We start from the raw sequence: 11902 nt of genomic DNA, 5'->3' as shown, positions 1-11902 counted from the left end.
ACAACCTCCCGAACCGACACCCCCTCACCCAACTCGGCATCCAACGCCGCACACACCTCATCAAAAGCCCCCGCAAAAACCGGGAACCGGTCATACAACTCCCGGCCCATACCGGCCCGCTGAGAACCCTGACCCGAGAACAACACAGCAAGCCGGCCACCAGACACAACCGCAGACGCAGACGCAGACGCAGACGCAGACGGACCCGTCACCACACCCGGTGACGACTCACCCAGCACCACACCGTTCAGCCCCGCCACCAGCTCATCACGGGAAGAACCGATCACCACCGCCCGGTCCTCAAGAGCGGCCCGACCCGAAGCCAGCGACCACCCCACACCCGCCACCGAAAGCCCCGCATCCCCCTCGACCCGGGACACCAACGCGGCAGCCTGAGCCCGCAACGCACCCACACCACGCCCCGACACCACCCACGGCACCACACCCCCCGAAACGGACGCCACAGCAGCCTCCGGCACCTCCACCGGCTCGGGCGCCTCCTCCAGGATGACGTGCGCGTTCGTCCCTCCCATGCCGAACGACGACACCCCCGCCACCAGCGAACGTCCCTCGTCGGGCCATGCGCCCAGCGTCGTCTGAACCCGTAGCTGGAGCGAATCCAGGGGGATATCGGCGGGCGGCGCCTCGAAATTCAGGCTCGCCGGAATGCGCCTGTGCCTGATCGACAATGCGGTCTTTATGAGCCCGGCTATTCCGGCCGCGCCCTCCAGGTGGCCGATATTGGTCTTCACCGAGCCGACCCGCAGCGGGTTTCCACTCGTGCGTTCCGAGCCCATTGTCGCGCCGAGTGCGGCCGCTTCGATGCGGTCGCCGACACGGGTGCCCGTGCCGTGGAGTTCGACATACTGGACGGAGGAGGAATCGATGCCGGCGCGTTCACGCGCGAGACCGATGACTTCTTCCTGGGCCGCGCCGTGCGGCACGGTGAGTCCCTCGCCGCCGCCGTCGTTGTTCACCGCGCTTCCCCGGATGACACACAGGACGCGGTCCCCGTCGGCGAGGGCCTGGGAAAGCTTCTTCAGTACGACTATTCCGCCGCCTTCACCGCGAACATATCCGTCGGCGCGCGCGTCGAACGTGCGGCATGCACCTTCCGGCGAAAGCCCGCCGAACATTTCGGAGCGGTCGGCGCTTTCGGGGGCGAGGGCGAGGTTGACGCCGCCGGCCAGTGCGAGAGTGCACTCCCCGGTGTGCAGCGCCTGGACCGCCTGGTGCACGGCGACCAGCGACGAGGACTGGCCCGTGTCGACGGTGATGCTGGGTCCGCGCAGGCCAAGGGCGTAGGAGATGCGGTTGGCGATGATGCTGCGGGCCAGGCCGGTCATGGCGTGCCGGCCGACAGCCGGGGGCGTCCGACGGTGTGTGAGCATCGCGTAGTCGTCCCACATGGCGCCCATGAAGACACCGGTCGGGCGAGATGCGAGCGCGGTCGGATCGATGCCGGATTCTTCGAGCGCCTCCCACGCCAGTTCCAGGGCGAGGCGCTGTTGCGGATCCATCGCCGCGGCTTCGCGTGGGGATATCCCGAAGAATTCCGGGTCGAATTCATCGACCTTCTCCAGGAAGGCGCCCGAAGGTGCGGAAGCACTTTCCGTGGCATCGTTCAAAGAAGGGCGGAGTCGTCCGTCCGAATCACGGCCGCGTGTTGCGGTGACGACGGAACGACCGTCTTGCAGTAGCTGCCAGAATTCGGCAGGACCGGCTACGCCCGGAAAACGGCAAGAAACACCAATGATGGCGATGTAATTGTGAAGTAAAACACGCGCACCGACCGACATGGTGTGAAGTTCCCCCGTCTGGCACCGAAAGCGGACATCGCACCCGTGCCGACATACGACCTGCAAGGCCTCGTCACTGTAACCCGCCAAGCCGTTGCGGAGTCAAGGAAGTTCTGCCCGCCCCTACGCATCCCTGACCCGCGTCCGGCGAGGCGCCACACCGCGACTGCACTTGCGAAGTGTTCTAGGTCACAAGTGTTGTCAATGGCTCAACTAACCATTGCCTTATGCGACCTGGGCGTCCGTCAGACGGTTCTTCCACCCGCCGTGGACGGCGTGCTAGGTTGCCTGAAGATCAAGGGGGAGAGCCGGTGCGTCTATGACCCGGCATCACCGGGCAGACCAGTCCGCCTAGTTGTAGACGGCGATGGTTCCGGTGTTCTCGGCCTCCCCGGGGTGCGTCTCATTCCGGACGTGTCCACCGCCCAGCCAACACCCGTCCTCTGTCCCTCTGTTGCGCAGCAGGCCCACCGTGCTGTCCGCCGGCTCCGCCGGTGCCGACCGCGGCAGCGGCCCACGCACCTGAGCATGTCCGCCGTCCTGACAGCCGCAACCGATCGGCCCAGTGAGCGCGAAGGAGTGTGCCCGGCACGATGAGCGAGCCAACCACCCGTCAAGTGGCCATCATCGGGGCGGGGGTGATGGGTTCGGGGATCGCCACACTGGTGCTCGGACACGGCATCCCCGTCACCCTGGTGGACGTCGACGACACGACGCTGCGGGAGGCGGACGCCCGGATCCGGCAGCAGTTGCGGCATGCGCAGCTGATGGGCGCGCTGCCCGCCGGCACGGCGCCCGGCGAGCTGGTGACCACCACGTCCCTGGCGGACGTCGCCGAGGCGACCGCCGTCATCGAGGCGATCGTGGAGGACCCGCAGGCGAAGACCAAGGTGCTGGCCGAGGTGTCGGCCACCGTGCGGCCCGGGACTCCGCTGATCTCCAACACGTCCGGCATCCCGATCGCCGAGCTCGCCGCATCGGTGGCCAGGCCCGAGGAATTGCTCGGGACGCACTTCATGAACCCGTCCTACCTGATCCGGATGGTCGAGGTCAGCCGGGGGCCGCTGAGCGGTGACAGTGCGGTGGAGGCGGTGGTCGGGCTGCTGTCGGCGCTGGGCCGCAAGGCGGTCATCGTCCGGGACGCGCCGGGCTTCGTCACCAGCCGGCTGCTGCATCCGATGATCAATGCGGCGGCCCGGATCGTCGGCGAGGGCACGGCGACGGTGGAGGCGGTCGACGAGCTGATGGAGGGCTGCCTCGGGCACCCGACCGGACCGCTGCGCACCGCCGACCTGATCGGACTGGACAATCTGGCCGACTCCCTGCAGGTCCTCTACGAGCGCACCGGCGACGCCTCGTGCAAGCCGTGCGATCTGCTGCTGGACAAGGTCCGCCAGGGTCACCTCGGCCGCAAGTCCGGCCGGGGCTTCTATTCCTACTGATCGCCCCACTGATCGCCCTACTGATCACCCTGCCGATCGCCCCACTGATCGCACTGCTGATCGCACTGCTGATAGTCCTGACCGATAGCTGAAAGGTGTTGCGGTGAGCGCTGAACAGATCGCCGAGGAAGCCGCGTTGAGCCCGGAGACCGTGGAGCGTGAGCTGCTCGGGTTCCTGGAGACGAAGACCAAGGTCGTACTGTCGCCCGACCAGGACATGTTCGCGTCCGGTCTGGTCTCCTCCATGTTCGCCATGGAACTCGTCGTCCATCTCGAGCAGGAGTACCGGGTCGCCATCGTGGGCGCCGATCTGAAGATGGACAACTTCCGCACCGTGCGGCGGATGACGGAGCTGGTCCTTCGGCTGCGCGGCGCCTCGGCCACGGCCGGCGATGCCTGACCGGCGTGCCGGCGGTCCGGCCCCGGCCGAGCGGCTCGTCGACGAGTTCGCCCTCGTCGACGAGCTGATCGACGGCGACGCCGAGGCCTGGGACCTGGCCGGCGAGATCCCCGTCGAGGTGCTGCGCACGGCCGGGCGGCGAGGGCTGCTGTCCGCGCAGGTGGCGCGTGAGCTGGGCGGACTCGGGCTCAGCAGCCGCGAGAACGGTGAGCTGACGGCGTACGCGGGCAGTGTGTGCAGCTCGTTCCGCAGCGTGATGACGTCGCAGGGCATGGCCGCCTGGACGATCCAGCGGCTGGCCAATCCGGACCAGTCGGCCGCCTTGTTGCCCGAACTGGTGAGCGGGCGGCTGGCCGCGGTCGGCTTCAGCGAGACCGGGGCCGGCTCCGATGTGACCGCCATGACGACCAAGATCGAGGTGTCGGGCGACTCGGTGGTGGTGAGCGGCCACAAGGTCTGGGTCACCGGAGCCCACTACGCCGACCTGCTGATCGTGTTCGGGCAGTGCGAGGGCGGTGCGGCGGTCGTCGTGGTGCCGGCCTCGGCGCCCGGGGTGCACGTGGAGCGGGTCGCCGACCCGCTGGGATGCCGGGCGGCCGGGCACGCGAACGTGCGTCTCGACTCGGTGCGGCTGCCGCTGGGCAGTCTGCTCGGCAGTCCGGGCATGCCGCTGCCGCTGCTGGTCACCACCGCACTCGCCTACGGCCGCATCTCGGTGGCCTGGGGCTGTGTCGGCATCCTGCGCGCGTGCCGGAGCGTCTCGGCGCGCCATGCCGCCTCGCGGATCCAGTTCGGCAAGCCGCTGCACGAGCATCAGCTGGTGGCGGGGCACCTGGCGGAGCTGTACGTGTCCGAGCAGATCGCGGCCCAGGCGTGCGCGCACGCCAGCGAGTGCTGGGACGCCGGTTCCCTCGATCTCGTCATGGCGACGGTTCTGGCCAAGCACGTCAGTGCCGGGCACGCGGCACGTGGCGCGGCGACGGCGGTGCAGGTGCTGGCCTCGGCGGGGGCGCGGGACGGCCATGTCGTGGCGCGCGCGTACCGCGACGCCAAGCTCATGGAAATCATCGAGGGCAGCAACGAGATCTGCCAGCTGATCCTGGCGCAGCATGCCGTGGCGGCGGCGCCGTGACCCCTGGAGGGATTGCCATGTCTGACGCGCCGACCACGGTGAAGTGCCTGGTCTGGGATCTGGACAACACGCTGTGGCGGGGCACGCTGTCCGAGGGCGACGCGGTGAGCGTGCACGACGGTGTGCGGGAGCTGATCGTCGAGCTGGACTCCCGGGGCGTTCTGCAGTCCGTCGCCAGCAAGAACGACCACGATCTCGCCTGGGCGAAGCTGGAGGAACTGGGCCTCGCCGAGTACTTCGTGCTGCCGCGGATCGGGTGGGGGCCGAAGTCGGACTCGGTGCGCGAGATCGCCGAGGGGCTGAAGTTCGCGCACGGCACGGTGGCCTTCGTCGACGACCAGCCCGCCGAGCGCGCCGAGGTCGCCTTCCATCTGCCGGAGGTCCGCTGCTACACCGCGGAGCAGGTGGCGCAGCTGGCGGGTCTGCCGGAGTTCAGCCCGCGGAGTGTCACCGTGGATTCGCGGCGGCGCCGGCAGATGTACCAGGCCGGTTTCCGCCGTGAGGCCGAGCAGGCCGCGTTCCGCGGTCCGGACGAGGAGTTCCTGCGGTCGCTGCGGCTGGAGATGCGCATCGCCCGGGCGAGCGAGGAGCAGCTCTCGCGCGTCGAGGAGCTCACGCTGCGCACGAGCCAGATGAACGCGACCGGGGTGCACTACTCCGACGCGGAGCTGCGGGAGCTGCTGACGGATCCCGGGCACGAGGTGCTGGTGACGACGATGGCGGACCGTTTCGGTCCGCACGGCGCGGTCGGTGTGCTGCTGCTGCGGACCCTGCCCGACGTCTGGCACCTCAAGCTGTTGGCGACGTCCTGCCGGGTGGTGTCGTTCGGGGCGGGCGCGGCCATCCTGAACTGGCTGATCGACCACGCCGCGCAGGCGGGTGCGCATCTGGTGGCCGACTTCCGGGCCACGGAACGCAACCGCATGATGGAGATCGCCTACCGGTTCGCCGGTTTCGACGAGGCCTCGTGCGGCTGCCGGGACGGGCTGCCCGCCGCGGGCGCCGGGGAGGTGCAGCGGCTGCATCTGGTGCCGGCGCGGCGCGAGCGGCACGCGGCGATCCGGATCAGCGCACCGGACCTGGCCGCGGGCCGTCCGGCGACCGCGGCAGGTACGGTCCGCTGACCGCGGTGGTGCTCACTGCGTCTTCTTGCGCACCAGGGTGATGCCGTCGGCCATCGGGAGGAGGGAGATCTCCACCCGATGGTCGTCGCGCAGGAAGAGGTTCAATTCCCGGATGGCGACGGTGTCGGCGTCCTGGGCGGCGGGGTCGATGACCCGGCCGAAGAAAAGGGTGTTGTCCAGGACGATGAGTCCGCCCGGCCGCACCAATTCCAGAGACAATTCGTAGTAGCGGCGGTAATTCGCTTTGTCGGCGTCGACGAAGGCGAAGTCGAAACTGTTTCCCTTTCCTTCGGCGAGCAGGCCGGCCAGCGTGTCGGCGGCGGCTCCGACGCGTACGTCGATGCGGTCGTCCACGCCTGCCCTCGCCCAGTACTCGCGCGCGATGCCGGGCCACCTGTCGCTGATGTCGCAGGTGACGAGGTGCCCGCCGGGCGGCAGGGCGCGGGCCATGCACAGGGTGCTGTAGCCGGTGAAGGTACCGATCTCCAGCACGTCGCGTGCGCCGATCAGGCCCACCAGGAAGCCGAGCAGCTGCCCTTCCTCCGCCATGACCTGCAGGGCCGAGCCCATGGGCAGCTCGCCCGTCAGTTCCCGCAGGTCCCGCAATGTCTCGTCTTCGCGCAATGACACGTCGCGCACGTAGGGGATTAATCCTGGTGCAGAGATGATTTGATCAGCCACTGTCTCAACATAGTGGCCGCGCGGATTGCGGCGCAAGGGCCGACGGAATTCGGTCCGTTAATGCGCTTCGGCCGGGCGAGAATACACGGTCGCGTCGCCGGGCGGATTCGGTCGCCGGGGCGACAGTACGAGGGCCCCCACGGTCCGGCGGCGAACCGGTCCGTGGGGGCCCTCGCCCTCAGGAAGCCTTCAGCGGGAGGTGCCGGCCTCCCGGCCGTCCCGCAGTCGCGCGCGGTGACCGACGGCGGTGGCGCCGTTGGCGGTGCGCATCCGGACCGCGAGCACCGCGTGCTGCGGGGCCTCGCCGGGCTCGCCGGCGTGGCGCGGCTCATGGTGCGCCGAAGGCGCCGGGGGCACCAGAGCGGGAGTGGCGGAGTCCGGCGCGACGGCGCTGACGCCGCGGCGCCGGTAGCGCGGCGGGACGAACCGCTGGGCCCACACCGGCACGCGCGGGGTGAAGCGCGGCAGGAGCAGCAGGACCAGGCCCACCGCGCTGAGGAACACCACGCCCAGCACGATCCACATCGAGGCGGAGTTCACCGAGTACGCGAGCGCCCCGAAGGCGATCAGCGCGGACCAGAAGTACATGATCACGACGGCCCGGCTGTGCGAGTGGCCGATCTCCAGCAGGCGGTGGTGCAGGTGGCCTCGGTCGGCGGCGAACGGCGACTGGCCGCGCCAGGTGCGGCGCACGATCGCCAGGATGAGGTCGGCGGCCGGTACGGCGATGATCGTCAGGGGCAGCAGCAGCGGGATGTAGACCGGCACCGTCTGGTGCACCGCCGCCTTCTCCGAACCGGCGTACAGGTTGAGCGCGTCCGGGTCGAGCTGGCCGGTGATCGAGATGGCGCCGGCCGCCAGCACCAGGCCGATCAGCATCGAGCCGGAGTCGCCCATGAAGACGCGCGCGGGATGCATGTTGTGCGGCAGGAAACCCAGGCACATGCCCATCAGGATCGCCGCGAAGAGCGTTCCGGGAGCGGCGGCCTCGATACCGTACGAGTACCAGATCCGGTACGCGTACAGGAAGAACGCGGCCGCCGCGATGCACACCATGCCCGCCGCCAGGCCGTCCAGGCCGTCGACGAAGTTCACGGCGTTGATCGTGATGACGACGAGCGCCACGGTCAGCAGCGTGCCCTGCCACTGGGTGAGCGCCACGTTCCCGACGCCGGGGATGGGCAGCCAGAGTATCGTCAGACCCTGCATGACCATCACACCGGCGGCGATCATCTGGCCGCCCAGTTTGATCAGGGCGTCGATCTCGAACTTGTCGTCCAGGACGCCGATCAGCCAGATCAGCGCGGCTCCGGAGAGCAGGGCCCGTGGCTCGTTCGACTTGGCGAAGACCTCGTTGAGGTTGTTCAGGTGGTCGGCGACCAGCAGGCCCGCGCACAGGCCGAAGAACATGGCGATCCCGCCGAGGCGCGGAGTGGGCTCCCGGTGCACGTCACGGGCCCTGATCTCCGGCATCGCCCCGGCCACGATCGCGAACTTCCGTACCGGCCCTGTCAGCAGATACGTCACCGCGACCGTGACGCAGAGCGTCAGCAGGTATTCACGCACGGGCTTCCCCACTAGTCTCACTGGGCATCTCAGCCTCACACCCTAGCGCCGCAGGCACATCGATGAGGACTGCCGGGTACCCCGCGATGGTTGCACGGACGGCTGTGCACGCGGGTGCGCGTACCCCTCCTCAGCCTGGATACGGGGGGAATGCCCCGGTCAGCTCACGCACGTCCGCCCGTGCCCGCGCCCCGTCGAGCTCACCGCGCAGCACCTTGCCGAGCAGCACGGCGATCCGCGCCATCTCCTCCTGCCCCATGCCCTGGGTGGTCAGCGCGGCGGTGCCCAGCCGCAGGCCCCGGGCGTCGGTGTGGGGCAGCGCGCAGCAGTCCAGGACCATGCCGGCGGCGGCCAGCCGTCCCCGCGCGGTGCGCCCCTCCACACCGAGCGGCGCCGGGTCCGCGGTGATCAGATGGGTGTCGGTGCCGCCGGTGGTGACGGCCAGCCCCTCGGCGGTCAGGTACGCGGCCAGGACGCGCGCGTTGGCGACCACCTGGTGGGCGTAGGCGGCGAAGGCCGGCGTGGCCGCCTCGCCGAACGCCACGGCCTTCGCCGCGATGGTGTGCATCTGGGCGCCGCCCTGCGTGAACGGGAACACGGCCCGGTCGACGCGCTCGGCCAGCTCGCTGCCGCACAGGATCATCCCGCCGCGCGGCCCGCGCAGCACCTTGTGGGTGGTGGCGCACACCACGTCGGCGAACGGCACCGGACTGGGCGCCGCTCCCCCGGCCACCAGGCCGATGGGGTGCGCGGCGTCCGCGATCAGAAAGGCGCCCACCTCGTCGGCGACCGCGCGGAAGAAGGCGTAGTCGATGTGGCGCGGATAGGAGATCGACCCGCACACGATCGCCTTGGGCCGGTGCGCGCGGGCCAGGGCGCGCACCTGCACGTGGTCGATGAGCCCGCTCTCGGCGTCGACGCCGTACCCGACGAAGTCGAACCAGCGGCCGGAGAAGTTCGCGGGCGAGCCGTGCGTGAGGTGCCCGCCGTGGGGCAGGCCGAGGGCGAGGACGGTGTCGCCGGGCCGCAGCAGCGCCGCGTAGGCGGCCAGCACGGCCGAGGAGCCGGAGTGCGACTGCACATTGGCGTGCTCGGCGCCGAACAGCGCCTTCGCCCGCTGGACGGCGAGCCGCTCGGCCGCGTCGACGTACTCGCAGCCCCCGTGGTGGCGGGCGCCCGGATAGCCCTCGGCGTACTTGTTCGCCAGCGGCGAGCCGAGGGCGGCCAGGACCGCCGGCGAGGTGAAGTTCTCCGCCGCGGTCAGCTGCAGCGTCGTCGACTGCCTCGCCAACTCCCCCAGCAGCAGATCGGCCACTTCGCGGTCCTGCCGCAGCAGGACATCGCCCTCGAGGGCGGGGATGACCGACATGGTGGTCTCCGGACAGGTCGACGGTGACGTACGTCCAATGTAGGCCCGGCACGGGGGCCCCGCGCGGCTGTCGCGCCCTCACGGGTACGCCGCGTCCCGGCGCCGTCCGCGGCGCGCGGCCGTCCGCCCCGCCCGGGGTCAGGCCCGCGCCGCGACCCCCGTCAGCGCCGTGACGACGGGATCCAGCGCCTGGTGTATCTCGTCGCCGATCGAGCGGAAGAACGGGAGCGGGGCGCCGTAGGGGTCGTAGACCTCGTCGGCCTCAGCGGTCGGCGCCAGGAGCCACCCGCGTAGAGCCGCCGCGGCGCGCACCAGGGCGCGGGCGCGTTCGACCACGCCGTCCTCCAGGGGCGGCAGGGTGGCCGGGTCTATCGCCTTGACCAGGCGGGTGAACTCCTTGAGCGTGAACGTGCGCAGGCCCGCCGAATGGCCCATGGAGACGACCTGGGCGCGGTGGTCGCGGGTCGCGGTGAGCACCAGGTCCGCCATGATCACGTGCTCGTCGAGCAGTTCACGGCCGGTGAAGCCGGAGGAGTCCGCGCCGAAGTCGGCGAGGACGGTCTCCGCGTTGGTCTCCATGGGCGCGCCCTCGTGGCCCCAGGTGCCCGCGCTCTCCACGATCAGCCCGCCGCCGGCCGGATCGCCGAGCCGGTCCGCGACGAAATGCCGCGTCAGCCGCTCGGTGATGGGCGAGCGGCACACGTTGCCGGTGCTGACGTGGAGGATGCGGAAGGTGTCGCCGGGCGGCCCCGGCTGGGCCGGGATGACCGGCCGGGCCTTGGCGCCTATGCCACGCCCCGCGTCAGGGGCCGTCAATTCGCCACCTCGAGGTCGGGTACGACCTTCCGCAGCTCCTCCGGCGACAGCGCGCCCTCGCGGAGCAGTACGGGCACCTCGCGGGTGACGTCGACGATGGAGGAGGGGACGTTGCCGGGGGTGGGGCCGCCGTCGAGGTAGACGGAGACGGAGTCGCCGAGCATCTCCTGCGCGGCGTCGCAGGTCTCCGGCGCCGGGTGGCCGGTGAGGTTGCCCGAGGACACGGCCATCGGGCCGACCTCGGTGAGCAGCTCGATGGCCACCGGGTGCAGCGGCATGCGCACCGCGACGGTGCCGCGGGTGTCGCCGAGGTCCCACTGGAGGGACGGCTGGTGGCGGGCGACGAGGGTCAGGGCGCCCGGCCAGAACGCGTCGACCAGTTCCCAGGCCATCTCGGAGAAGTCCGTGACCAGCCCGTGCAGCGTGTTCGGGGAGCCGATGAGCACCGGGGTGGGCATGTTGCGGCCGCGGCCCTTGGCGGCGAGCAGATCGGCGACGGCCTCGGAGGAGAACGCGTCGGCGCCGATGCCGTACACCGTGTCGGTCGGCAGCACCACGAGTTCGCCCCGGCGGACGGCGGACGCGGCCTCGCGCAGACCCGTCACGCGGTCGGTCGCGTCGTTGGTGTCGTATCGCCGTGCCATTGTCAGCGGGCCTCCTCGTACACGTACTGCTGGCTTGAAGTCCTGGCGGGCGCGGTCACGGCAGCGCCTTGCGGGCGGTGGCGAACCGCGGACGGTTGTTGAGGTCGGGGTGGTCGGCCGCGTCGGCCCAGCCCCGTTCCTCGGTGAAGATCCACGGCACCTGCCCGCCCTGGGTGTCGGCGTGCTCGATCACCACGACCCCGCCCGGGCGCAGCAGCCGGTGCGCGGTGCGCTCGATGCCGCGGATCAGGTCGAGACCGTCCTCCCCCGAGAACAACGCCATCTCCGGGTCGTAGTCGCGGGCCTCCGGGGCGACGTACTCCCACTCGGTGAGCGGGATGTACGGCGGGTTGGAGATGACGAGGTCGACCTGGCCGTCGAGGTCCGGGAAGGCGGTCAGGGCGTCGCCCTGGCGCAGGTCCACCCGGGACCCCTCGACGTTCTTGCGGGTCCAGCGCAGCGCGTCCTCGCTCAGCTCCACGGCGTGCACACGGGAGCGCGGCACCTCCTGGGCGAGGGCGAGGGCGATGGCGCCGGTGCCGGTGCACAGGTCGACGATGCACGGCTCGACCACGTCCATGGCGCGCACCGCGTCTATGGCCCAGCCGACCACGGACTCGGTCTCGGGGCGGGGCACGAAGACGCCGGGGCCGACCTGGAGCTCCAGGTAGCGGAAGTAGGCCCGCCCGGTGATGTGCTGGAGCGGCTCGCGCTGCTCGCGCCGGGCGATGACCTCCCAGTAGCGGGCGTCGAAGTCGGCGTCCTTGACGGTGTGCAGCTGGCCGCGCTTGACGCCGTGCACGAACGCGGCGAGCTCCTCGGCGTCGTTGCGCGGCGAGGGCACGCCCGCGTCGGCCAGCCGCTGGGTGGCCTGGGCCACCTCCGCGAGCAGCACGCTGCGGGGGCCTGGGGGGCGCCCCCCGAATTCT

Annotated in this window: 11 protein-coding genes; 4 read left to right on the top strand and 7 right to left on the bottom strand. The window is 70.6% G+C overall.

Annotation, left to right across the window (positions count from 1 at the left end):
- The coding region (locus ACH5A8_RS28200; RefSeq protein ID WP_399006560.1) for a type I polyketide synthase at window positions 1-1799 on the bottom strand (1799 nt) is incomplete at its 3' end.
- 593 nt (window positions 1800-2392) lie between these two features.
- On the opposite strand from ACH5A8_RS28200, the gene ACH5A8_RS28195 reads away from it, so the two are divergent.
- From ACH5A8_RS28195 to ACH5A8_RS28180, 4 genes are all read left to right on the top strand, one after another.
- On the top strand, window positions 2393-3241 hold the full coding sequence (locus ACH5A8_RS28195; protein WP_399006558.1) for a 3-hydroxyacyl-CoA dehydrogenase family protein: 849 nt from the start codon (window positions 2393-2395) through the stop codon (window positions 3239-3241).
- A gap of 103 nt (window positions 3242-3344) precedes the next feature.
- The gene (locus ACH5A8_RS28190; RefSeq protein ID WP_399006556.1) at window positions 3345-3641 is read left to right on the top strand and encodes an acyl carrier protein; all 297 of its coding nucleotides are present in this window, start codon (window positions 3345-3347) and stop codon (window positions 3639-3641) included.
- Window positions 3634-4773, top strand: coding sequence for an acyl-CoA dehydrogenase family protein (locus ACH5A8_RS28185; RefSeq protein WP_399006554.1), 1140 nt, complete (start codon window positions 3634-3636; stop codon window positions 4771-4773). Before ACH5A8_RS28190 ends, ACH5A8_RS28185 begins: the two co-directional genes overlap by 8 nt.
- 17 nt (window positions 4774-4790) lie before the next feature.
- On the top strand, window positions 4791-5897 hold the full coding sequence (locus ACH5A8_RS28180) for an HAD-IIIC family phosphatase (RefSeq protein WP_399006552.1): 1107 nt from the start codon (window positions 4791-4793) through the stop codon (window positions 5895-5897).
- Window positions 5898-5909: 12 nt separating this feature from the next.
- Here the strand turns inward: ACH5A8_RS28180 and ACH5A8_RS28175 are convergent, their stop codons facing one another.
- The 6 genes from ACH5A8_RS28175 to prmC form a co-directional block, all read right to left on the bottom strand.
- Window positions 5910-6578, bottom strand: coding sequence for an O-methyltransferase (locus tag ACH5A8_RS28175; RefSeq protein ID WP_399006550.1), 669 nt, complete (start codon window positions 6576-6578; stop codon window positions 5910-5912).
- A 189-nt stretch (window positions 6579-6767) separates the two neighbouring features.
- The gene (locus tag ACH5A8_RS28170; RefSeq protein ID WP_399006548.1) at window positions 6768-8144 is read right to left on the bottom strand and encodes an MraY family glycosyltransferase; all 1377 of its coding nucleotides are present in this window, start codon (window positions 8142-8144) and stop codon (window positions 6768-6770) included.
- A gap of 130 nt (window positions 8145-8274) precedes the next feature.
- Window positions 8275-9513 carry a serine hydroxymethyltransferase gene (gene glyA, locus ACH5A8_RS28165; protein ID WP_399006546.1) on the bottom strand — a complete coding sequence of 413 codons (1239 nt, stop codon included), beginning with the start codon at window positions 9511-9513 and terminating at the stop codon, window positions 8275-8277.
- A 138-nt stretch (window positions 9514-9651) separates the two neighbouring features.
- Entirely contained in the window at window positions 9652-10329 is a 678-nt protein-coding gene (locus tag ACH5A8_RS28160; protein ID WP_399006544.1) for a protein-tyrosine-phosphatase, read from the bottom strand.
- Complete coding sequence (locus tag ACH5A8_RS28155; RefSeq protein ID WP_399006542.1) at window positions 10326-10973, bottom strand: L-threonylcarbamoyladenylate synthase; 648 nt, start codon at window positions 10971-10973, stop codon at window positions 10326-10328. Before ACH5A8_RS28155 ends, ACH5A8_RS28160 begins: the two co-directional genes overlap by 4 nt.
- Before the next feature lie 55 nt (window positions 10974-11028).
- On the bottom strand, window positions 11029-11868 hold the full coding sequence (prmC, locus tag ACH5A8_RS28150; RefSeq protein ID WP_399006540.1) for a peptide chain release factor N(5)-glutamine methyltransferase: 840 nt from the start codon (window positions 11866-11868) through the stop codon (window positions 11029-11031).
- Between the last annotated feature and the right edge of the window lie 34 nt (window positions 11869-11902).

The organism is Streptomyces sp. NPDC018610 (genome assembly GCF_044391765.1).
In the GTDB taxonomy this organism is placed as follows: Bacteria; Actinomycetota; Actinomycetes; order Streptomycetales; family Streptomycetaceae; genus Streptomyces.
This window is presented reverse-complemented; position numbering and strand designations above follow the sequence as displayed.